The organism is Luteococcus sanguinis (assembly GCF_039527675.1).
GTDB lineage: Bacteria > Actinomycetota > Actinomycetes > Propionibacteriales > Propionibacteriaceae > Luteococcus > Luteococcus sanguinis.
Map to the genome: position 1 here is coordinate 93,550 of NZ_BAAAKI010000012.1, position 21,740 is coordinate 115,289.

Consider the following 21,740-nt stretch of genomic DNA (forward strand, 5'->3'; position numbering starts at 1 on the left):
CGCCCGCCTTCGGTGGGTTCGCGGCGATCAGCCACGAGAAAGGACGCAGCGTGATCCCACGCGAGGAACCCGGACCGATCATCAACGGCCTGCCCACCAACCTCCCCGACACCGATCCGGAGGAGACCTCGGAGTGGCTCGAGTCGCTCGACGGCATCATCGACGCCGAGGGCCGCAACCGGGCCCGGTACGTGATGCTGAAGCTGCTGGAGCGTGCCCGCGAGCGCCAGATCGGCGTCCCCAGTCTCACCAGCACGGACTTCGTGAACACTATCCCGGCGTCCTCCGAGCCCGCCTACCCCGGTGACGAGGCCCTGGAGCGCGGCTACCGCCGCCTGCTGCGCTGGAATGCCGCGATCATGGTGCACCGTGCGCAGCGTCCCGGTGTGGGCGTCGGTGGCCACATCGCCTCCTATGCCTCGGCCGCGACCCTCTACGAGGTCGGCCTGAATCACTTCTGGCGCGGCCAGGACCACCCCGGTGGTGGCGACCAGGTCTTCTTCCAGGGCCATGCCAGCCCCGGCATGTACGCGCGCGCCTTCCTCGAGGGTCGCCTCGACGAGAACGACCTGGACGGCTTCCGCCAGGAGAAGAGCCACATCGTCGACGGCAAGATCCGCGCCCTGCCGAGCTACCCGCACCCGCGCCAGCTGCAGGACTTCTGGCAGTTCCCGACCGTGAGCATGGGCATCGGCCCGATGAATGCGATCTACCAGGCGCAGTTCAACCGCTACCTGCACAACCGTGGCCTCAAGGACACCGCCGAGCAGCGCGTCTGGGCCTTCCTCGGTGACGGCGAGATGGACGAGCCGGAGTCGCGCGGCCTGCTGCAGCTGGCCGCCAACGAAGGCCTCGACAACCTGACCTTCGTCGTCAACTGCAATCTGCAGCGCCTCGACGGCCCCGTGCGTGGCAACGGCAAGATCATGCAGGAGCTGGAGGCCTTCTTCCGCGGCGCCGGCTGGAATGTGATCAAGGTTGTCTGGGGTCGCGAGTGGGACCAGCTGCTGGCACAGGACACCGACGGTGCCCTGGTCAACCTGATGAACACCGTCACCGACGGTGACTACCAGACCTTCAAGGCCAACGACGGCGCATACGTCCGCGAGCACTTCTTCAACCGTGACCCGCGCACCGCCGACATGGTCAAGGACTGGTCAGACGACCAGATCTGGAACCTCAAGCGCGGCGGCCACGACTACCAGAAGGTCTACGCGGCCTACAAGTCCGCCTCCGAGTTCAACGGGGCGCCGACGGTGATCCTGGCCCACACCATCAAGGGCTACTTCCTGGGCACGCACTTCGCTGGCCGCAATGCCACGCACCAGATGAAGAAGCTGGCGCTGGACGACCTCAAGGGCTTCCGCGACCGCCTGCAGATGCCGGTCACCGATGCGCAGCTCGAGGCCGATCCCTACCGTCCGCCGTACATCAACCCCGGCGCCGACGACGAGCGCATCCAGTACCTGATGGAGCGTCGCCGCGAGCTGGGTGGCTTCGTCCCGGAGCGCCGCAAGAAGGTCTCCCAGGCCCTCAAGCTGCCCGACGACAAGGCCTACGCCGGTGTGAAGAAGGGGTCGGGCAACCAGCAGATCGCCACCACCATGGCCTTCGTGCGGTTGCTGAAGGACATGATGCGCGACAAGGAGTTCGCGCCGCGCGTCGTCCCGATCATCCCCGACGAGGCCCGCACCTTCGGCATGGACTCGTTCTTCCCGACGATCAAGATCTACAACCCGCACGGGCAGAACTACACGCCGGTGGACCACGAGCTGATGCTCAGCTACCGCGAGGCCAAGAACGGTCAGATCCTGCACACGGGCATCAACGAGGCCGGTTCGGTTGCGGCCTTCACGGCCGCCTCGACGGCCTACTCGACGCACGGCGTGGCGATGGTGCCGATCTACATCTTCTACTCGATGTTCGGCTTCCAGCGCACGGGCGACTCGATCTGGGCCGCCGCGGACCAGTTGGGACGCGGATTCATGCTCGGCGCCACCGCAGGTCGCACCACGCTGACCGGTGAGGGCACCCAACACATGGACGGCCACAGCCAGTTGCTGGCCGCCACGAACACCGCGGTGAAGGCCTACGACCCGGCCTACGCCTACGAGATCGCCCACATCGTCCAGGATGGTCTGGAGAGTATGTATGGCGATGACCCCAAGGACGTCATCTACTACCTGACCGTCTACAACGAGCCGCTGGTGCAGCCCGTCGAGCCGGAGAACGTCGACGCCGAGGGCATCAAGAAGGGCATGTACCTGCTCAAGGAGGGCTCCTTCGAGGGTGTCGGGCAGGACGCGCGTCGCGCCCAGATCCTCGCCTCCGGTGTGGGCGTCCCGTGGGCGCTGGAGGCCCAGGAACTGCTCAAGGCCGACTTCGGGATCGTCGCGGACGTCTGGTCGGTGACCAGCTGGAACGAGCTGCGCCACGACGGCCTGGCCGCCGACGAGCACAACTTCCTGTACCCGGACGAGGAGCCGAAGGTCGCCTATGTGACCCAGAAGCTCGCCGATCGTCCCGGCCCGGTCGTCGCGGTCAGCGACTACATGCGCCAGGTGCAGGACCAGATCCTGAACTGGGTGCCCGGCGACTTCGCCTCCCTGGGCGCGGACGGCTTCGGTTTCTCCGACACCCGCGCCGCGGCCCGTCGCTTCTTCCACATCGACGGCCCCTCGGTCGCCGTGCGGACGCTGCAGATGCTCGCCGCCCGCGGCGAGGTGCCGGCGGAGTGGCCCAAGCAGGCTGCCGAGAAGTACGACCTGCTCAACGTGAACGCTGGCTCCTCCGGCAATGCCGGCGGCGACGCCTGAGCCCACGCAACGGGGACACGAAACGGCCACGCACTGCTGAACACGAGCTGACGGCGCCCGTCACCCCACCGGGGTGGCGGGCGCCCCCGCTTTTCCCTGGGCCCGCCGATCTGGCAGGCTTGGGCGCATGAAGTCAGGCGACACTCCGGCAAACACCCTGATGGGGTTGGCCGGGGGAATGGTGGTGCAGGAGCTGGGCTGGGACTCCGACGTGGACGAGTCCTTGCGGGACCAGGTGATGGATGCCATCGATGGCGACATGGTCGAGGAGGCCCTCGAGGCCGTCGACGCGGTGTTGCTGTGGTGGCGCGACGAGGACGGCGACGTTGCCGATGGCCTCGTCGACTCCATGACCGACCTCGCGCCGAATGGGGTGATCTGGCTGATGACACCCAAGGTGGGGCGTTCCGGCTATGTCGACCCGGCGGACTTGGCGGACGGGTGCACCACGGCGGGCATGTCGCTCACCTCGTCGGTCAATCTGGCCGACGACTGGCAGGCGCACAAGGTCGTCCGTCCCAAGGGCGCCGCGCGCGGCTGACCTGCCCTGCGCCGTACCCGAGCCGTCTGGATCAGGCGGTGATCCCGAACTCCTTGAGGCGCTTCTTGTCACGCTTGGATCCGGATTCCTGCAGCGCCAACAGTTCTGCGTAGATGCCACCAGAGGTGGCGAGTTGCTCGGGGGTGCCGACCTCGTCCACCCGTCCGGCCTTCAGGGTGATGATCCGGTCGACGGACGCGATGGTCGACAATCGGTGCGCGATGATCACGCTGGTGCGCCCGTGCATCAGCCGGTCCAGGCCCTCCTGCACGAGTCGCTCCGACTTGGAGTCGAGCGCACTCGTGGCCTCGTCGAGCACCAGGATCGGCGCGTCCTTGAGCATGGCCCGGGCCACGGCGATGCGCTGCTTCTGACCGCCGGAGAGCCTCAGTCCGCGCTCGCCGATCAGGGTGTCGTAGCCCTGCTCGAAGTTCTTGATGAAGGCCGCGGCGTTGGCCTCACGGGCCGCGACCTCGATCTCGTGGTCGGGGGCGTCAGGGCGGGCGTAGGCGATGTTCTCGCGGATCGTCCCGCTGAACAGGCTGGCGTCCTGGAAGACGACGCCAACCGAGCTGCGCAAGAGCTCAGCCGGGGTGTCGGCGATGTCGTGGCCCGCGAGGCACACCGTCCCGGCCCGTGGCGCGTAGAGCCCCAGCAGCAGGCTGACCAGCGTGGTCTTTCCGCCGCCGGACTCACCGACGAAGGCCACCCGCTCACCTTGGCCGACGCTGAAGCTGACGCCGTGCAGCACGTCCTCGCCATCCTCGTAGCCGAAGGTGACGTCGTCGAACTCGATCATCGCCATGTCCGCCGGCAGCTCGCGGCGGTCGGCCACGACGGGAAGCGCCAGCTCCGGACGCTCCTGTTCCTCGCCCATCACGTTGAAATAGTCCTTGGAACCGGCGATCGCGCGCTGGGAGGTGTCGACGAGGTAGCTCATCATCATCGCCGGCTGCTTGGCCAGGTTGACCAGCTGGATCAGAAGCACCATCACGCCGATGCTGAAGGCACCCTGCGTGGTGCGGACGAAGATCAGGGCGTAGATGGCGAAGAAGATGACGTTCATGGCACCGCGGCGGGCGGAGTCCATCGCATGCCAATAGATCGACTGCTGCTCGGTCAGCCCGATCGTCGCGTCGTAGTGGTGGGTGAAGGTCGCCAGCTCGCGGCGCTCCTGCACGAAGCTCTTCACGACGCGGATTTGCCCGACCACCTCGGCGAAGCGTCCACCCGCGATGTCGACGTGGGAGTTCTTCTCGCCCTCCAGTCGCTGCCACTTCTTGCTGGTCAGCGCGGTGAGCCACGTATAGGTGGGGAAGATCACCAGCAGCAGCAGCGCGATCCACGGCGAGTAGTAGGCGGTGACGGCCAGCGAGGCGACCAGCGTCAGGATCATCGGGAAGAAGTTGTTGCTGGCGCTCTGCAGGAACTGCGTGGTCTCGGTGATCGAGCGCTGCAATCGGGAGATGATCGTGCCGGTCAGCGCCGTGTCGAAGTAGCGCTGGGGGAGCAGCAGCAGCTTGTTGTAGTAGCGCTCCGACAGGCGCGCCCGCAGTCGCGCCGCCATCGCATCGCCCAGGTAGCCGCCGACATTGGTGATCACGGTGTTGGCGAGGTCGCAGAACAGGAGCGCCACGGCCAGCCAGACGACGATCGTGACGCCACGTCCGGTGCCCTGCACGCTGCGGACGACCTCATCGGTCGCCGCCATGATGATGAAGGGGGTCGCGATCCCGGTCGCGGCTGTCAACACGGAGCAGATGATGATGCCGATGTAGTACCACCGGAGCTCGCGGACGGCGGCGAGGATCTGGACGAGGCTGCGCACGACGGACGAGTCTACGCCGCGGCTGTGCGCCAGACCCCACCCCCACAGCTGGCCCACAATGGAACCCATGGACGAACCTCGTGGTGTGATCATTGCCCTGGCCCAGCTGCGTTCCGGGCCTGATCCGCAACGCAATCTGGGCCTGCTGCGCCAAACCGTCGCCGAGGCGACCCGGCAGGGTGCCCAGCTGGTCGTCGCGCCGGAGGGGACGATGGCGAACCTCGCCGTCGACCCACGCACCATCGCCGAATCGCTCGACGGGCCCTTCGCGTCCGGGGTCCGGCAGCTCGCGCGGGAGTGCGGCGTGGTCGTGGTGGTCGGCATGTTCACGACCGGTTCGGGTGGACGGGCGCGCAACACCGTGCTGGTCACCGATGGCATGGGGTTGGACGAGCACTACGACAAGATTCACCTGTTCGATGCGCTGGGCGCCCGGGAATCGGCGCGCATCGAACCGGGGGAGCGACTGGTCACCGTCGAGGTGGCCGGCGCCACCATCGGTCTGGCCACCTGTTATGACGTCCGCTTCGCCGACCAGTTCACGGCCCTGGGACGGGCCGGCGCCGAGATCATCTGCCTTCCGGCCAGCTGGGCCGATGGTGACGCAAAGCTGAAGCAGTGGCGGCTGCTGGCGCGCTCGCGGGCGATGGACGCGCAGGCGGTGCTGGTGGCCGTCGACCAGCCGCTCACCACGGGGAAGGGCGCGCTGGGCGTGGGGCACTCGATGGTTGTCGGCCCGCTGGGCGAGGTGCTGGCCGAGGCCGGGGATGATCCGGAGCTGTTGGTGGTGGACGTGGACCTTGGGCAGGTGGCCCGTACGCGAGCGTCCGTTCCGGTGCTGGCCCACCGTCCGGTCCGGGGACGCCGGGATGAGGCAGCCAACTAGGCTCCCGGCATGCTCAAGATGACGCGAATGCTCGTCGGCGCCCTGCTGGGTGCGTTGGTGTGGTGGCTGTTCTGCCGCTTCACCGACATGCCGCAGCTCGTGCTGCAGTCCGGGCTGGTCGCCATCGTCGTGCTGGCCGTGCTCGTTGGACGTCCTCGCGACCCCTCCTGAGCTGACCGGGTGTGCTGGGCGGGAGCCGATGTTGGCAGGATGGACCCATGACCCATCTCGCCGCCGACGGCCGCTACGACTCGATGACCTACCGACGCTGCGGCAGGTGGGGCCTGAAGCTACCCGTGCTCAGCCTCGGCCTGTGGCACAACTTCGGCGACCTGACGACCGGGGAGAGCCAGCGCGCGATCGTCCGCGGCGCCTTCGACGCCGGCATCACCCACTTCGACCTGGCGAACAACTATGGCCCGCCGTATGGCCAGGCCGAGCGCAACTTCGGACGCCTGTTCGCCGAAGACCTGCGCCCTTACCGCGACGAGCTGGTGATCTCCACCAAGGCTGGCTACGACATGTGGCCCGGCCCCTATGGGCAAGGTGGCGGCTCTCGCAAGTACGTCCTCGCCTCACTGGACCAGTCGCTGGAGCGAATGGGCCTGGACTACGTCGACATCTTCTACAGCCATCGCTTCGACGCGGACACCCCGCTGGAGGAGACGATGATGGCGCTCGACCAGGCCGTCCGCTCCGGCCGCGCGCTGTACGTCGGCATCTCGTCCTACGACCCGGCGCAGACGCGCGACGCCGCGCAGATCGCCCGTGAGCTCGGCACCCCGCTGCTGATCCACCAGCCCTCCTACTCGATGCTGAACCGCTGGGTCGAGGACGGTCTGGTCGACGCCTGCGCCGAGGAGGGCCTGGGCATCATCGCCTTCTCGGCGCTGGCCCAGGGTCTGCTCACCGATCGCTACCTGGGCGGCATTCCGGACGACTCTCGCGCCGCCCGCAACGGCGACCTCGCATCGCGTGCGTCCGATCCGAAGCTGTCGGACCGCATCCGCGGCCTGGACGAACTGGCCCGAGGTCGCGGTCAGAGCCTGGCCCAGATGGCGCTGGCCTGGGTGGTCCGTGACGAGCGTGTCACCTCGACGCTGATCTCGCCCAGCCGCCCGGAGCAGCTCACCGACTCGCTGCAGACCCTGTCCAAGCTGGACTTCTCCGCCGACGAGCTCTCCCGCATCGACGACCTGCTCGCCTGACGCCTCGGAGTCAAAAACGCTCCAGGGTCCCAATTACGGCCCCCTTGGCGCGTGCCTGGGCACCGTCCGACTCATTTGGCCGTCGTGGGCCGACACGGCACGTGGGAAGTTCGGGACTGGTACCGGGGACGCTCCTGAGCCTCAGCCGCCGACGTGCAGCTGGGGGCGCCAGCGCTCCTCGGGCTGCACCTTGCGCAGGATCTCGTGCACCAGTGGGGGAGTGTCGCCCTCGCCCGAGATCAGGAACTGCAACGCGTTCTGGCTGGGACCCTTCTCCGACCACTCGAAGTAGCAGTGGGGGGGTTCGGGGGTTCGCCGGTTGACCTCCAGCAGCACGGCCGCGATCACATTGGGCACCGCTGTCCCGGAGGCACGCAGGATCTTGTGGCGTCCGATGACTCGTGAGGTGACGTCCACCGGCGCCTCGAAGTCGGAGGCGTCCGAGATCACGGCCTCGAGGAAGAGTGCGTCGGCCTCGTTGGGGATGTGGTTGTCGAGCCGCACCTCAAGGGCCTTGTAGTTGTACTCGTTCTCGTCGCCGGCCCCGGGCTTGTTGGCCAGGAAGCGCACCGGCTGCTGGCTCGCGATCGCTTCAGCGAGCATGGCCTGCGCCCCCTCGTCGAAGCGCACCACGGGAACCCGAAGCTCGGTCGACCGGGTGGCCCGGGACCACAACGAGACCGCCATGATCAGCGCGACGAAGATCAGCGCGATCCACAGGCCGCCGGGGTGGGTGAGGATGTTGGTGACGAAGGTGTAGATGAAGATCAGTGAGATGATCCCGAAGTAGAAGGCGGCCCCGATCTCGCGCTTGCGCACCGCGGCCAGGAAGACCGCGACCGCTGCGGACGTCATCAATGCCAGCACGCCGGTGGCGTAGGCGGCGGCCTGGTCATCCACGCTGGCCTTGAACAGGATTGTGACCAGCGAAGCGATGACCCACAGCACACCCACCAGCGGACGCACGGCGCGCGTCCAGTCCGGCGCCATCCCGAAGCGCGGCAGGTAGCGGGGGACGATGTTCAGCAGGCCAGCCATCGCCGAGGCCCCCGCGAACCACAAGATGGCGATGGTGACGACGTCGTAGGCCGTCCCGAAGCCATTGCCCAGCAACTCGTGTGCCAGGTAGGCCAAGGCGCGGCCATTGGCTTCCCCGCCGGGCTGGAAGGCCTCGGCCGGGATCAACAGCGTCGTCGCGAGGGACGACCCGATCAGCAGCACGGACATGATGGCGGCGGCGGTGGCCAGCAGCTTCTGGGTGTTGCGGATGCGACCCAGCGGCTTGCGCCGGGTGTCGGTCGGATCACCCTTGACCAGCGGCATGACGACCACGCCGGTCTCGAACCCGGACAGACCCAGCGCCAGTGCGGGGAAGACGAGCATGGAGGCCAGCACGATCCCGGTGACCGAGCCGTGCTGGACGGTCATCAGGTCACGCCACTGGCCGAACAGTTCGGGATGGCGCGAGACCTCCAACAGCCCGCGTCCGATCACGACGACCGACAGGCCCAGGTAGGCGATCACCAGCACCACGGCGACGCCGATCGCCTCGCTGAAACCCTTGAGGAAGATGGCCGCCAGCAGGGTCAGCAGCACCAGCGTGATGGCCACCTGCTGTCCCTCGAGGGCGTCCTTCAGCATCGGGTTCTCGACCAGGTGGGCGGTGGCGTCAGCGGCTGACATGGTCATCGTGATGACGAATCCGGTGGCCACGAAGCCGATCAACGAGAGCACCAGCACCTTGCTCGGCCAGTAGGAGAGCAGCTTCTCCAGCATCGACAGCGAGCCGTCGCCGTGCGGGGACGCCTTGGCCACGCGCCGGTACATCGGCAGCGCCCCGAACAGGGTGATCAGCACCAGCACCAGCGTCGCCAACGGGGCCAGTGAACCGGCGGCCAGCGCGGCGATGCCCGGCTGGTAGCCGAGGGTTGAGAAGTAGTCGACGCCGGTCAGGCACATCACGGCGTACCAGGGCTTGACGTGGTCCTGCTCGACGGCTTCGTCGTGATCCTCGTAGTACCCGGCGGCATCGGAGTCGTCCCGCTGCAGGAACCACTTGCGCAGGCCGTCACGGCGGCTGGTGTTCACTTCGGTCACCGCAAAAGGGTAGGGCGGGCGCCCGGTGGCGGCGAACTCGTCCAGCGACCGCGAGTTCTCGAGCCGGGACGCGCCGCGGGGGCGCACCAGGTGGTGCGCCCCCGCGGGGACTGCTCAGTGGTCACGTGGACCCTCGGTATGGCGGCTCAGTAGGTGCCGTTGGTCGGGGCCGGCTCGACGATGATGCCGGCCTCGGCGTCACCCTTGGCCTCGTCCGCCTCGCCACCGGGGTTGCGCTCCTCGGCCTGCGCCGCTCGTACCTTCTGCTCGATCCGCTCGCCGCAGGTCGGGTCCACGGCCTTCCAGTAGGCGAAGGCACGCTCCAGCACGTCACCCTTCACGCCACCGAGCAGGTGCCCGGCCACGTTGTCGACGAATCGGTCGCGCTGGGCGTCGTCGAAGACCTCGCGGACGAGCGCCCCCGGCTGGGAGAAGTCGTCGTCATCGGAGCGCAGGGTGTAGGCCTGACGCACCATCTCACCATCCGACTCCCAGCCGTTGTCGACGCGTCCGACCTCGTCGGAGTAGGAACGGCCCATCGAGTTGGGCGCGTAGACGGCGGCCATCTCGCCCTGTTCGTAGTTCATGTTGCCGTCGATCGCGTAGAAGTTGCGCTCCACTCGGGGACGGTTGACGGGAAGCTGGTCGAAGTTGGTGCCGATACGGGCGCGGGCGGCGTCGGGGTAGGCGAAGACGCGACCGAGCAGCATCTTGTCCGGGCTGAACCCGATGCCCGGCACGAGGTTCGACGGCGAGAAGGCCGCCTGCTCGATCTGGGCGAAGAAGTTCGCGGGGTTCTTGTCCAGGGTCATCGTGCCGACTTCGTGCAGCGGGTAGTCCGAGTGCGGCCACACCTTGGTCAGGTCGAAGGGGTTGAAGCGGTAGGTCTTGGCCTGCTCGTAGGGCATGACCTGGACGAACAGCTTCCACTGGGGGAACTCACCACGCGCGATGGCGTCCCACAGGTCGCGGCGGTGGAAGTCGGCGTCCTCGCCGGCGATCTCGGTCGCGCGGTCGCTGGACAGGCCCTGGACGCCCTGCTGGCTGCGGAAGTGGTACTTGACCCAGAAACGCTCACCGGCGGCGTTGACCCACATGTACGTGTGCGAGCCGAAGCCGTTCATGTGGCGGTAGCTGCGCGGGATGCCGCGGTCGCCCATCAGGTAGGTGACCTGGTGCGCGGACTCCGGGTTCAGCGACCAGAAGTCCCACTGCATGTTGTTGTCACGCAGGCCATTGCCGGGCAGGCGCTTCTGCGAGGCGATGAAATTCGCGAACTTCATGGGGTCACGGACGAAGAAGACGGGGGTGTTGTTGCCCACGAGGTCGTAGTTGCCCTCGGAGGTGTAGAACTTCAGGGAGAAGCCGCGGACGTCGCGCCAGGTGTCGGGCGATCCCATCTCACCGGCGACGGTGGAGAAGCGGGCGAGCATGTCGGTCTTGGCGCCGGGCTGGAAGAGCGCGGCCTTGGTCCACTGGGAGACGTCCTGGGTGGTCTCGAAGGTTCCGAAGGCGCCCGAGCCCTTGGCGTGCGGACGGCGCTCGGGGACATTGGTGCGGTTGAAATGGGCGAGGGACTCGACGAGGTGGACGTCGTGCAACAGCAGCGGCCCGTCCGGGCCCACGCTCAGCGAGTTGCGGTCCGAGACGGCAGGTGCGCCGTTGGACATGGTCGAACCGGTGGGACGTGCTCCGCTCGGCAGCGGGCCGAGGGTGTCCTCGGTCGGGACGCGGGTTTCAGACATCGTCGTTCTCCTTACAAGGTACGGATCAGGCCCGTGCGGGCCAGCACCACCAGCCTAGCCCGCTCGAATGGGTGGGGAACATGAAAGAATGCCTCACCTCTCGGATCTCGGAAACCTTTGGAAGCTCGTCGAACAAATATCGTCGAAGGGGTTGTGGGCGCCCAGTGGGACGTCTAGAATTAGCACATGAGTTCGACGATGACTCCTTCGGCGGGTCACACGGTGACGCTTCCCGGGTCTGCCTTCCCGGCGACGCGGCGTGAGTTCCTGGCCGAGTTGCGGGCGTCGGACAAGGCCTTTCGGGCGATCCAGGCGCGGCGGTTCGAGTTGTTGGCGCAGGTGGACGTGTTGTGGTCGGCGGCCAGCGGTGAGGGTCCGGTGGTGCCGGGTCTGGAGCAGCTGGTTCCGGCGGGTTCGGACGGGACACCGTTGGTTGCGGAGTTCGCGTCGTTGGAGTTGGCGGCGGCGATGCACCTGCGCCCCGAGGCTGTCGACGTTGAGTTGTCGTTGGCGACTGATTGTCTGCACCGGTTGCCGTATGCGTGGGCGGCGGTGATGGCCGGTGACCTTCCGGTGTGGTTGGCGAAGAAGCTCGCGAGCATGTCCGGGGACCTGGACTTCGACGGTGCCCGGGCCTTCGATGCGGACCTGCGGGACGTCTATGGGCGGATGCCGGCGTCCCGGTCGGAGGCGATGGCGAAGGGGCTGGTGTTGGAGCACCTGCCCGCGGATCAGGCTGAGGAGCGTCGCGCGGCGGAGCGGGAGCGTCGGCACGTCGACTTCCGGGACGACGACTCCGAGGGGTTGCTCGGCAGGGTGGACGCCGTCTTGGACAAGCTCGACCAGCGTGATCTTGAAGCGCAGGTGGCGCGATTGGCGTCGATCCTGCGCCGGGCGGGGGTGCAGGACACCGAGGACGGGATCCGCGCCCGCGCGTTGGGGATGTTGGCGAATCCGGCGCTGGCGCTGCAGATGCTCCAGGCTTCGCTGCTTGACGAACCCACCTTCCCCGGGTTTGTCGAGGGGTCAGCGTGCGAACTCAAGGCCCGTCTGGGTCACGCCTGCGGGACCATCACCGTCGATCCGGAGAAGTTGCTCCCCACCGCGAAGGTCGTGGTCCACCTCACCGACACCACCGTCAAGACCGGCCAGGGCATCGCTCGCATCGAGGGCATCGGCCCCGCGCTCGGCGGCTGGTTGAAGGAGCTGCTGGGTGATCGGAGGATCAGTGTCCGCCCCGTCCTCGACACTGCCGCTCTGTGCCCGGTGGACTCCTACGAGGTCCCCGATCGGATGCGCGAGACCGTGGAGCATCGGAATCCCTTCGAGGTGTTCCCGTGGTCGTCCAAGCGGGCCAGCCGCTGCGACCTGGACCACACCGTCCCTTTTGACCACACCGTCCCCTTCGACCACGACGGGACACCGGGTCAGACTCGGCCCGACAACCTCGGACCCCTCGGCCGGCGGGTCCATCGTGCGAAGACGCACGGACGTTGGCGCGTCGAGCAAGTCGCCCCGGGTTGTTACCTGTGGCGATCCCCGGAGGGGTTCGTCTACTTGGTCACCCCGAGCCTCAGTTTGGAACTCCACGACCCCACCAGGGGCGGGCCGCCGCAGGGGCCCCCGGTGATGCGGCTGAAGTGGGACGACGTCGCAAGCACCGCCTGACAACACCTCGGAATGCCGATGAGGCGATCCCCTCCACGGGAGTCGCCCGATCGGCATGCCGTCATGGGTGCTCGCCTGCTCGCCGCCAGTCCCAGATCGTGCGGCCGAGGCGATAGGGTGTCGGGGCACCGGGCGCATAGCTCAGTTGGTTAGAGCACCTGCCTTACAAGCAGGGAGTCGGGGGTTCGAGTCCCTCTGCGCCCACCCAATGACTGGCTCTTTCGTCAGGCGAGAGCAGCCTTCACCAGCCCGGCGACGGTCTTGCCGTCGGCCCGGCCATTCGCGCGGGCGTTGACGGCCTTGATCACCTGGCCCATGAGGCGCGGGCTCTTCTCGGCATCGGCGGTCGCGGCGGCAATTTCCTCGTCCACGATCTGCTGCAGTTCCTCGGACGACAGGGGAGCGGGCAGGTACTTCGCCAGGAACTCGGCCTCTGCGGTCTCCTTGGCAGCCAGTTCGGGACGGTTGCCCTGGGTGTAGGCCTCGGCGGAGTCGCGACGCTTGCTGACCTCCTTGGTCACCACCGCCAGTTCCTCGGCGTCGGTGAGCTCCCGGGCGCTGGCGCCGGCCACCTCTTCGGTGCCGATCGCTGCGATGGCCATCCGCAGGTTGCTCTTCGCCGCTTCGTCGTGCGCCTTCATGGCCGCCACGAGGTCGGTCTTCAACTGGTCCTTGAGCGCGCCCATGGTCGCCTGCCCTTCTGGTCGGTCGCGGCAATCGAGAGCCGCATCGAGTGCAGCACCCAGCTTCCCACAGGTAGAATGGTCGATCGTGGCTCTCCAAGACCTGACCGATGACATCGCCGACCTCGAGAAGAAGCTCTCCCAGATCGAGGCCGTCCTCGACCCGGAGAGCAAGAAGGCCGAGATCGCCGACCTCGAGCAGCAGGTCGCCGCGCCCAACCTGTGGGACGACCAGGCCAATGCCCAGCGCGTGACCTCCCGCCTGTCCCGCCTCCAGTCAGACATCGAGCGACTGACCGGCCTGCATGCGCGGCTGGACGACGCCGCCACGCTGGTCGAGATGGCCCGCGAGGAGTCCGACGCTGAGACTGCTGCCGAGGCCGAGTCGGAGGTCGCCCGCCTGCGCACCGAGATCGAGGGCCTCGAGGTCCGCACCCTGCTGTCGGGGGAGTACGACGAGCGCGATGCCGTGGTGTCCATTCGTTCCGGTGCCGGTGGCGTCGACGCCGCCGACTTCGCCGAGATGCTGCTGCGCATGTACCTGCGTTGGGCTGAGCGCCACGGTTACGCCACCAAGGTGATGGACACCTCCTATGCGGAAGAGGCTGGCCTCAAGTCCGTCACCTTCGAGGTGAGCGCCCCCTTCGCCTACGGCACCCTCTCGGTCGAGGGTGGCACCCACCGCCTCGTCCGCATCTCGCCCTTCGACAACCAGGGGCGCCGCCAGACCTCCTTCGCCGCCGTCGAGGTGATCCCGCTGATCGAGGACACCGACCACATCGACGTCCCCGAGTCCGACATCCGCGTCGACGTCTTCCGCAGCTCCGGCCCCGGTGGCCAGAGCGTGAACACCACCGACTCCGCCGTCCGCATCACCCACCTCCCCACCGGCCTGGTGGTCTCGATGCAGGACGAGAAGAGCCAGATCCAGAACCGCGCCGCCGCCATGCGCGTGCTCCAGTCGCGCCTGCTGCTGCTGAAGAAGCAGGAAGAGGACGCGAAGAAGAAGGAGCTCGCCGGAGACGTGAAGGCGAGCTGGGGTGACCAGATGCGCTCCTACGTGCTGAATCCATACCAGATGGTCAAGGACCTCCGGACCAACTATGAGGTCGGAAACCCCGACGCGGTCTTCGACGGCGACATCGACGGCTTCATCGACGCCGGCATCCGCTGGCGCATGCAGTCCCACGAGGACTGAGCGCACACTCACGACGCGCCGACGCTCGGGCTGTGAATGCTCGGGCTGTGAATGCTCGGGCTGTGAATCTGCGCCCGGCCAGGCGTGGCGCCGCGGTTGGGGCGGCTTGAGACCTAGACTCCCGAGCGAGCCGGGCTGAGAATCCTCAGCGCCTTCCCCAAGTACCGGCCCGAGGTTCTCGTGATCACCTTCACCGACGTCACCATGGTCTACGACGGCCGCAGCCAGCCCGCGCTGCGAAATGTCAACGTCTCCATCGACCCCGGCGAGTTCGTCTTCCTGGTCGGCCAGTCCGGCTCCGGCAAGTCGACCTTCATGCGCCTCGTCCTGCGCGAGTACCGGCCCACCAGCGGTTCGGTCGTCGTCCTGGGCAAGGACGTCGGACGGTTGCGTGGCTGGAAGGTGCCGGGCCTGCGTCGCCAGGTCGGGACCGTCTTCCAGGACTTCCGGCTGCTCCCGGGCAAGACCGTCCACGAGAACGTCGCCTTCGCGATGCAGGTCACCGGACGCGCCACCAAGGAGATCAACCAGGTCGTCCCGCAGACGCTCGACCTGGTCGGGCTCGGCACCAAGGGCGATCGACTGCCCGAGGAACTTTCGGGCGGTGAGCAGCAGCGCGTCGCCATCGCGCGCGCCTATGTCAACCGTCCGGCGATCATGCTGGCCGACGAACCCACCGGCAACCTCGACCCCGCCACCAGCGTCGGCATCATGAAGCTGCTCGACCGCATCAACAAGTCAGGCACCACGGTGGTGATGGCAACCCACGACGCGAGCATCGTCGACCAGATGCGCCGCCGCGTCGTCGAACTGGACCACGGACAGGTCGTCCGCGACCAGGTCCAGGGCGTCTACGGCGGACACTGAGCCAGGAACAGGAACCCCACATCATGCGCCACACCTTCCGCGAGACCTGGTCGGGTCTGCGACGCAATCTGTCCATGACCCTGTCGGTGATCGTCACCATGTGGGTCTCGCTCGCGCTCTTCGGCGCCGGCCTGATGACCACCCAGCAGGTCGACCTGATCAAGGGCCGCTGGTACGACAAGATCGAGATCTCGGTCTTCCTGTGCGTGGACGAGTCCACCGGCGGCACGTGCACCACCGGGCAGGCGACCACCCAGCCCCAGAAGGACGCCATCCGCAAGGCGCTGGAGAACCACCCGCAGGTCCAGGTGCCGGTCTACTACGAGTCCAAGGCGGAGGCCTACGCCGACTTCAAGGAGGCCTACAGCGACTCACCGGTGCTGGAGACCCTCTCCGAGAGCCAGATGCAGGACTCCTTCCGCATCAAACTGCGCAATCCGCAGGAGTACCAGGACGTCGTGACCATGGTGCGCGCCATGCCGGGTGTGCAGGCGGTCCAGGACCTGCACACCGTCCTGGACCCGATCTTCGGGTGGCTGAACGCCCTCAAGTGGGCGACGATCGGTCTGTCCGGGCTGCTGCTCGTCGCGGCCGCATTGCAGATCTCCAACACGATCCGGATGGCCGCCTTCGGCCGTCGACGGGAACTGGGGATCATGCGGCTGGTTGGCGCCTCCAACATCTACATCATGCTGCCCTTCCTGCTGGAGAGCCTGGTGGCGGGCGTCATCGGCACCGCTCTTGCCTGCGGAACGCTGGCGGCCGGCTATTGGTGGGTGATCGTCAAGAATGCTCAACCCTCGATTCAGGCTTTACGGTGGATCACGTGGCACCACGCGGGGTTGGCCATGGTTGGGGTTGTGGTGGTGGGGCTGGTGCTGTCTATTCTGCCCACGCTCTTCGCAACCAAGAAGTACCTGAGAGTCTGAGCCGTCGTTCAGGGTCCCGGGTACGGAAAGCCGAGATCCGCGTGAACACCGACGTCTTCCCCAACGGGCAGCTGGCGCATCGCCGCGCCGCGATCCGTCCGCTGGCCCACAGCGCCATCGCCGGCCTTGCCGCTGCCGCGCTGGTGCTCGGCGTTGCCCCCACCGCCAACGCCGACGCCCTCACCGACCAGCAGGCCCGCTTGCGACAGGAGCTCGCCCAGTCCAGCGCCAATGTGCACGAGTTCGAGGACGAACTCGACCAGGCCAGCGCCGAGCTCCAGCAGTCCAAGGTCGCCCTCGATGGTGCCCGCGCCGTTCTGGCGCAGGCCCAGCAGGTGCGCGCCCAGGCCCAGGCCGAGGATGACCGCCTCGCCGGTGAGGTGGCCAAGGCGCGCGCAGCGCTCGCCGAGGCCCAGCGCAAGGTCGCCGCAAACCAGAGGGCGCTGGACGCCGAGGTGGCCCTGATCGGGGCGTCGGTGCGCGAGACCCACCAGCAGAACACCGAGCTGCTCGGCCTGGCTGCCTTCACCCAGGCGGCCGGCGGCACCGGGGACGTCAACGAGCACGTCCAGTGGTCGACCACCATCTTCAACTCCACCCAGGCCCAGATGGACCGGTTGACCGAACTCCAGCTCAAGCTCCAGGACGCGCAGCAGGCCGCCGAGGGCGCCAAGCAGGCCGTCGAGGCGCGCAAGCAGGCCGCCGCCGCGCAGCTGGTGCGCACCCGGGCTGCCGAGGCCGCCGCCGACGATGCCGCGGCCTCGGTCGGCGAGATGGTCGCCGCCAATGAGCAGGCCAGTGCGGCTGCCGTGCAGAAGCTCGATGCCGAGAAGTCGCGCCAGCAGGCCCTGGACGCGGACAACAAGGCCGTCGCCAAGCGCATCGCGCAGCGGATCGCCGCCCAGAAGGCTGCCGCCGAACGCGCCCGCAAGAAGGCCGAGGCCGAGCGCCGAGCCCGTGCCGCAGCAGCAGCCAAGGTCAAGGCGGAGGCCGCCCGGCTCGCTCGTGAGGCTGCCGTGGCGAAGGCGCGAAGGGCCGCCGACGCAACGGCCAAGGCCCAGGCCGCCAGCCGGGCCGCCGCGCGCGCTGCCACCGCCGCCAGCAAGGTCGAGACCACCTCGGCCAGCTCCACCCAGGCCGCGGCGTCCAGCTACTTCAACTACCCGGTCAACGCGCCCATCACCTCGTCCTATGGTCAACGCTTCCACCCCGTGCTGCACTACTGGAAGCTGCACGACGGCACCGATTTCGGCGCCTCCTGCGGTGCCGTGATGCGCGCGCCCCGCGCCGGCGTCGTCACCGAGGCCTACTACAACGCCGGCTATGGCAACCGCCTGATGATCGACCACGGGCTTGTCGGGGGGCACTACCTGACCACCGGCTACAACCACGCGATCCGTTACGTCGTCAGCCCCGGACAGCACGTCAGCGCCGGTCAGGTCATCGGCTACGTCGGTACGACCGGCTACTCCACCGGCTGCCACCTGCACCTGATGGTGTGGCAGGACGGCTCGGTGGTGAATCCGATGAACTGGTTCTGACCCGCTCGTCGACCGACTCGGCCCAGCGTCACGGGGTTCGGCGGCGCGGGAAAATCCACTGCGGCTCCTCCTTCGGCCCAAGCTAGGCTGGTGGGGGAGCCGCGTCGCATCTGCGCGTGCTCGCCCATCCGATCCATGAAGGAGCACCAGTGCCTCGCGAAAAGGGCCGCAAGCTGATCGCCCAGAACAAGAAGGCGCTGCACGAGTACCACATCGGCACCACCTACGAGGCTGGCCTGGTGCTCACCGGCACCGAGGTGAAGAGCCTGCGCAATGGTCGTTGTTCGCTCGTCGATGCCTTCGCCACGGTGGACGACGGGGAGGTCTGGCTGCGCCAGGCCAACATCCCCGAGTACGCCTTCGGCACCTGGACCAACCATGCAGCCAAGCGCAACCGCAAGCTGCTGTTGCACCGCCGCGAGATCGACAAGATCGAGCGGGAGATCTCGAACAGCGGTAGGACGCTGGTGCCGCTCAAGGTCTACTTCAACGACGGCTACGCCAAGGTGGAGATCGCCGTGGCCACGGGCAAGAAGGACTGGGACAAGCGCGATACCATCCGCGAGCGCGACCTCAACCGCGACATGCAGCGTGACCTCGCCGAACGCCAGCGGCGGGGCCGTTGATGAGTTCGGTGGGCGTCCGGCCGGTGCGCACCTCCCGGGCGGGTCATCGGGCCCTGTTGGTCTGCGCCTCCTTCGTCCTCGCGATGATCGGCGTGCTGTGGCCGCAGAATGCCTGGGCCGCCGACGACCGGATCGACTCGTGGAACATCGACTACGTCGTCAACGCCGACGGCACCGTGGATGCCACCGAGAACCTCGTCTACCGCTTCGGGTCGACGTCCGGGCGGCACGGCATCCAGCGCTTCCTGACGGTGCGCGAGCGCTGGGACGACAAGCAGGACGCCGTCTACGACATCTCCAACATCACGGTGTCGAGCACGAACGCGTCCGCCAAATTCACCACCATGGACGACGACCAGGGCCGCGACGCCTTCTTGGTGATCCGAGTGGGTGATGCCAACCGGGTCATCACCACTGCGACGGCCAGCTACACGATCCGCTACCGCATCGGCGGGGCGCTTCGGTCGTCGTCCGACTATGCCGAGTTCTACTGGGACGCCCTGAGCGGCGAGACCAAGCAGGTCAGCCAGGCCAAGGTGACCGTGACCGCGGCGGGCGGGGTGCAGCAGGCGAACTGCTATGCCGGCCCCGTGCAGTCGACGACCCCCTGCACCAGCGCGAAGGTCACCAACGGCATCGCCACCTACACCCAGGACGGCAAGCCGGCGACGTGGTTGTTCACCGTCGGCGCCAAGCTCGACAAGTCCAAGGTCGCCAACGCCACCCCGCACCTGGTCACCCGCGCCGACGCCGCCGAACAGTTGATCAAGTTGGGCGGACTCGGAGCCGGAGCACTGTCGCTGGTGCTGGCGCCGCTGGCCGGGCTCGCATACTGGCGCCGCCATGGCCGCGACCTGCGCTTCCAGGGCCTGCCTCCCGGCGTCCTGCCCGCGCAGGGGCAGCCAGCCACCGAGAAGCACTCGGGCCCGGTGGAGGTACCGGTCGCCTTCGCACCGCCCAGGATTTCGGTCGCCGAGGCGGGACTGCTGGTGGACGGCGTGATCGACACCACGGAGACCACCGCGACGCTGGTCGACCTGGCGGTGCGCGGCGCCATCAAGCTGGGCAGTGAACCGGGCAGTGCCTACGCCAAGCTCATCAACCCCGCCCTCGCCACCGCGCCCCACGAACAGGTGCTGTTGCAGCGCCTGTTCGGCTCCACCGATGAGGTGGACCTGTCGCAGCGGGGGAGCATGCTCTACGCCCACCAGGGTCTCGTGCTGTCGGTGCGCAATCAGGTGGCCCGGCAGGGCTGGTTCACCGACCTGCCCAGCTCGGCGAAGACCGGCTGCGGGTTCAGCGGCATCGTCGGCATCCCCTTCCTCGCCTTCGCGATGATGGGCTTCAGCTCGGCGTGGCTGTGGCTCTTGCTGCCACTGGTGCCGATCATCTTCACCGCGGTGGTGGTGCGCTCCCGGATGAGCCGCGGTCAGCGTTCCGGCGTCGGTCGCGCGTACACCGACCAGGTCGAGGGATTCCGCACCTACATCGAGACCGCCGAGGCCGACCAACTGCGCTTCGAGGAGGGTGAGGACATCTTCTCCAAGTACCTCCCCTGGGCGATCGTCTTCGGGCTGGCGGAGCGGTGGGCCGACCTGTGCGCCCAGCTGGTGCGGATGGGGCGCCTGAGCGCAGAGCCGCCGGTCTGGTACTACGGCCCGTACTCGAACTGGAACTTCTACGTCTGGAACGACGCCCTGTCGACCATCAACCATTCTGCGGCCCCGCCGGTGCAGGAGATGCCGAGCTTCGGTGGCTCGAGCGGTTCGGGCTGGGGCGGCGGTTCGTCCTTCGGTGGCGGCGGTGGATTCTCCGGTGGTGGCGGCGGTGGCGGCGGCATCGACTCCTGGTGAGGCGACCACCTGGCTGTTGGCCCTCGGCTCGCGCGGTGACGTACAGCCGATGGCCGTGCTGGCGCGGCGCCTGACGGATCGGGGCCACCGGGCGGTCGTCATCGCACTGCACGACGCCAAACAGGTGTGTGCCGAACTGGGGGCCGAGTTCGTCGGCGTGGACGGATCGGTCGACGACGCCCTGGTCTCAGCCCGCGGACCCATCGGGCAGGTGCTGAGCCGTGGGAGCGTTGGTCAGGCAGCGCTGTTGGTGCACTGGGTGCGGCAGCTGGCGGGCCCGGTCTCGGAGGTGCTCGGTCGGTGTGTCCGTCCTGGTGACGCGGTGGTGACCGGCGTGCTCGGACGTTCTGCTGCGCTGGCCCTTGTCGAGGCCCGCCACACCCGGATGGCGACGGTGGTCTTCACCGGCCAGGTACCCACCCTGCGCCCGAGCAGTCACTACTTCGACGAGTGGTTCACCCCAAGCAGGGCATGGAACCGGATGGGCGTCCGGCTGAACTGGCTGGTGGCCAGCGAACTGGGCCACCCCATCGGTGTCCGGCTGCGCTCGCGACTCGGCCTGGGACGGGTGTCACCGCGCGCCGAGATGCACCGCGCGGACCGCTGGCCGACGCTGGTCGCGGCCAGCCCGGTGCTCGTCCCACCGGCCGACGACTGGCCCGACGGGGTCGTGCAGACGGGCTGGCTGGGCGCCCCAGCCCGTGACTGGGCACCTGGCGGCGAACTGGCCGGGTTCCTTGCAAAGGGGCCCGTGGCGTGGGTGGGCTGGGGGAGCTTCAGCGCCGCCAGCAGGGAGGCGGACGTCAAGCTTGTCGCCCAAGCCGCAGCGCTCAGTGGTGTCCGCGTGCTGACGCCCGAGCTCGTGGGCTTGGCGCAGGGCCGGGTCAGCGACGGGATGTTGGCGGTGGGCCCGGTGCCCCACTCGTCGTTGTTCGGGCGACTGGACGCCGTCGTCCACCACGGGGGAGCGGGCACCACGCAGGAGGGACTGCGGGCAGGGGTGCCGTCGACGGCCGTCCCCTTCGGCGTCGACCAGCCCTGGCACGGGCGGCGACTACACGCGCTGGGCGTCGGACCCTTCCCGGTATCGATCCGTGGTCTGGACGCCGACACCCTGGCCCGTCGGTTGGAAGCCCTGGTGGGGACGGCCTCGTACCGCGAGCGCGCGGCCTTGATCGGTGCCCGGATGCGCGACGAGCGCGGGCCGGACGCCGCAGTGGACGCCCTGACCCGCGCTCGGGTGGTGCTCTAGGG

At 68.0% G+C, this 21,740-nt stretch carries 17 protein-coding genes and 1 tRNA gene; 14 read left to right on the forward strand and 4 right to left on the reverse strand.

Features of this window, described 5'->3' with window-relative positions; translation table 11 throughout:
* Positions 1 to 50: 50 nt before the first annotated feature.
* On the forward strand, positions 51 to 2,816 hold the full coding sequence (gene aceE / locus ABD089_RS09045; RefSeq protein ID WP_343886015.1) for a pyruvate dehydrogenase (acetyl-transferring), homodimeric type: 2,766 nt from the start codon (positions 51 to 53) through the stop codon (positions 2,814 to 2,816).
* A 127-nt stretch (positions 2,817 to 2,943) separates the two neighbouring features.
* Positions 2,944 to 3,357: a DUF3052 domain-containing protein gene (locus ABD089_RS09050; protein ID WP_343886016.1), complete on the forward strand. Its 414-nt coding sequence runs from the start codon at positions 2,944 to 2,946 to the stop codon at positions 3,355 to 3,357.
* 31 nt (positions 3,358 to 3,388) lie between these two features.
* Here the strand turns inward: ABD089_RS09050 and ABD089_RS09055 are convergent, their stop codons facing one another.
* Positions 3,389 to 5,185: an ABC transporter ATP-binding protein gene (locus ABD089_RS09055; protein WP_343886069.1), complete on the reverse strand. Its 1,797-nt coding sequence runs from the start codon at positions 5,183 to 5,185 to the stop codon at positions 3,389 to 3,391.
* Positions 5,186 to 5,252: 67 nt separating this feature from the next.
* On the opposite strand from ABD089_RS09055, the gene ABD089_RS09060 reads away from it, so the two are divergent.
* From ABD089_RS09060 to mgrA, 3 genes are read left to right on the forward strand one after another with little or no spacing between them, the layout of a single operon-like run.
* Positions 5,253 to 6,071 carry a carbon-nitrogen hydrolase family protein gene (locus ABD089_RS09060; protein ID WP_343886017.1) on the forward strand — a complete coding sequence of 273 codons (819 nt, stop codon included), beginning with the start codon at positions 5,253 to 5,255 and terminating at the stop codon, positions 6,069 to 6,071.
* A gap of 9 nt (positions 6,072 to 6,080) precedes the next feature.
* Positions 6,081 to 6,242, forward strand: a complete 162-nt coding sequence (locus ABD089_RS09065) for a hypothetical protein (RefSeq protein ID WP_343886018.1) — start codon at positions 6,081 to 6,083, stop codon at positions 6,240 to 6,242.
* A 47-nt stretch (positions 6,243 to 6,289) separates the two neighbouring features.
* Positions 6,290 to 7,279 carry an L-glyceraldehyde 3-phosphate reductase gene (gene mgrA / locus ABD089_RS09070; RefSeq protein WP_343886019.1) on the forward strand — a complete coding sequence of 330 codons (990 nt, stop codon included), beginning with the start codon at positions 6,290 to 6,292 and terminating at the stop codon, positions 7,277 to 7,279.
* 141 nt (positions 7,280 to 7,420) lie between these two features.
* Here mgrA and ABD089_RS09075 read toward each other — a convergent pair whose 3' ends face one another.
* Positions 7,421 to 9,376, reverse strand: coding sequence for an APC family permease (locus ABD089_RS09075; RefSeq protein WP_343886020.1), 1,956 nt, complete (start codon positions 9,374 to 9,376; stop codon positions 7,421 to 7,423).
* Positions 9,377 to 9,522: 146 nt separating this feature from the next.
* Complete coding sequence (locus ABD089_RS09080; RefSeq protein WP_386769098.1) at positions 9,523 to 11,046, reverse strand: catalase; 1,524 nt, start codon at positions 11,044 to 11,046, stop codon at positions 9,523 to 9,525.
* Between the two features lie 261 nt (positions 11,047 to 11,307).
* On the opposite strand from ABD089_RS09080, the gene ABD089_RS09085 reads away from it, so the two are divergent.
* Together ABD089_RS09085 and ABD089_RS09090 are read left to right on the forward strand one after the other, a co-directional pair.
* Positions 11,308 to 12,789, forward strand: a complete 1,482-nt coding sequence (locus ABD089_RS09085) for a hypothetical protein (RefSeq protein WP_343886022.1) — start codon at positions 11,308 to 11,310, stop codon at positions 12,787 to 12,789.
* Between the two features lie 130 nt (positions 12,790 to 12,919).
* A tRNA-Val gene (locus ABD089_RS09090) sits at positions 12,920 to 12,993 on the forward strand.
* A 20-nt stretch (positions 12,994 to 13,013) separates the two neighbouring features.
* Here the strand turns inward: ABD089_RS09090 and ABD089_RS09095 are convergent.
* Positions 13,014 to 13,475, reverse strand: a complete 462-nt coding sequence (locus tag ABD089_RS09095) for a GatB/YqeY domain-containing protein (RefSeq protein WP_343886023.1) — start codon at positions 13,473 to 13,475, stop codon at positions 13,014 to 13,016.
* A gap of 85 nt (positions 13,476 to 13,560) precedes the next feature.
* Between ABD089_RS09095 and prfB the strand changes: the two genes are divergently transcribed.
* The 7 genes from prfB (at position 13,561) to ABD089_RS09130 (ending at position 21,738) form a co-directional block, all read left to right on the forward strand.
* Entirely contained in the window at positions 13,561 to 14,670 is a 1,110-nt protein-coding gene (gene prfB, locus ABD089_RS09100) for a peptide chain release factor 2 (RefSeq protein ID WP_343886024.1), read from the forward strand.
* 180 nt (positions 14,671 to 14,850) lie between these two features.
* Positions 14,851 to 15,537, forward strand: a complete 687-nt coding sequence (gene ftsE, locus ABD089_RS09105; RefSeq protein ID WP_343886025.1) for a cell division ATP-binding protein FtsE — start codon at positions 14,851 to 14,853, stop codon at positions 15,535 to 15,537.
* Positions 15,538 to 15,560: 23 nt separating this feature from the next.
* The gene (gene ftsX, locus ABD089_RS09110) at positions 15,561 to 16,466 is read left to right on the forward strand and encodes a permease-like cell division protein FtsX (RefSeq protein ID WP_343886027.1); all 906 of its coding nucleotides are present in this window, start codon (positions 15,561 to 15,563) and stop codon (positions 16,464 to 16,466) included.
* A 41-nt stretch (positions 16,467 to 16,507) separates the two neighbouring features.
* Complete coding sequence (locus ABD089_RS09115; protein WP_343886028.1) at positions 16,508 to 18,007, forward strand: peptidoglycan DD-metalloendopeptidase family protein; 1,500 nt, start codon at positions 16,508 to 16,510, stop codon at positions 18,005 to 18,007.
* A gap of 149 nt (positions 18,008 to 18,156) precedes the next feature.
* Positions 18,157 to 18,633 carry an SsrA-binding protein SmpB gene (gene smpB, locus ABD089_RS09120; protein ID WP_343886029.1) on the forward strand — a complete coding sequence of 159 codons (477 nt, stop codon included), beginning with the start codon at positions 18,157 to 18,159 and terminating at the stop codon, positions 18,631 to 18,633.
* Positions 18,633 to 20,486 carry a DUF2207 domain-containing protein gene (locus tag ABD089_RS09125; RefSeq protein ID WP_343886030.1) on the forward strand — a complete coding sequence of 618 codons (1,854 nt, stop codon included), beginning with the start codon at positions 18,633 to 18,635 and terminating at the stop codon, positions 20,484 to 20,486. The genes smpB and ABD089_RS09125 overlap by 1 nt, the downstream gene beginning before the upstream one ends.
* Positions 20,437 to 21,738, forward strand: coding sequence for a glycosyltransferase (locus tag ABD089_RS09130; RefSeq protein ID WP_343886031.1), 1,302 nt, complete (start codon positions 20,437 to 20,439; stop codon positions 21,736 to 21,738). Before ABD089_RS09125 ends, ABD089_RS09130 begins: the two co-directional genes overlap by 50 nt.
* Positions 21,739 to 21,740: the final 2 nt, after the last annotated feature.

Excerpts from the sequence above, each read along its gene's own strand:
- ABD089_RS09050 (WP_343886016.1), top strand. The coding sequence starts at position 2,944 with ATGAAGTCAGGCGACACTCCGGCAAACACCCTGATGGGGTTGGCCGGG.
- ABD089_RS09060 (WP_343886017.1), top strand. The coding sequence starts at position 5,253 with ATGGACGAACCTCGTGGTGTGATCATTGCCCTGGCCCAGCTGCGTTCC.
- ABD089_RS09065 (WP_343886018.1), top strand. The coding sequence starts at position 6,081 with ATGCTCAAGATGACGCGAATGCTCGTCGGCGCCCTGCTGGGTGCGTTG.
- mgrA (WP_343886019.1), top strand. The coding sequence starts at position 6,290 with ATGACCCATCTCGCCGCCGACGGCCGCTACGACTCGATGACCTACCGA.
- ABD089_RS09080 (WP_386769098.1), bottom strand. The coding sequence starts at position 11,046 with ATGTCCAACGGCGCACCTGCCGTCTCGGACCGCAACTCGCTGAGCGTG.
- ABD089_RS09085 (WP_343886022.1), top strand. The coding sequence starts at position 11,308 with ATGAGTTCGACGATGACTCCTTCGGCGGGTCACACGGTGACGCTTCCC.
- ABD089_RS09095 (WP_343886023.1), bottom strand. The coding sequence starts at position 13,475 with ATGGGCGCGCTCAAGGACCAGTTGAAGACCGACCTCGTGGCGGCCATG.
- ftsX (WP_343886027.1), top strand. The coding sequence starts at position 15,561 with ATGCGCCACACCTTCCGCGAGACCTGGTCGGGTCTGCGACGCAATCTG.
- ABD089_RS09125 (WP_343886030.1), top strand. The coding sequence starts at position 18,633 with ATGAGTTCGGTGGGCGTCCGGCCGGTGCGCACCTCCCGGGCGGGTCAT.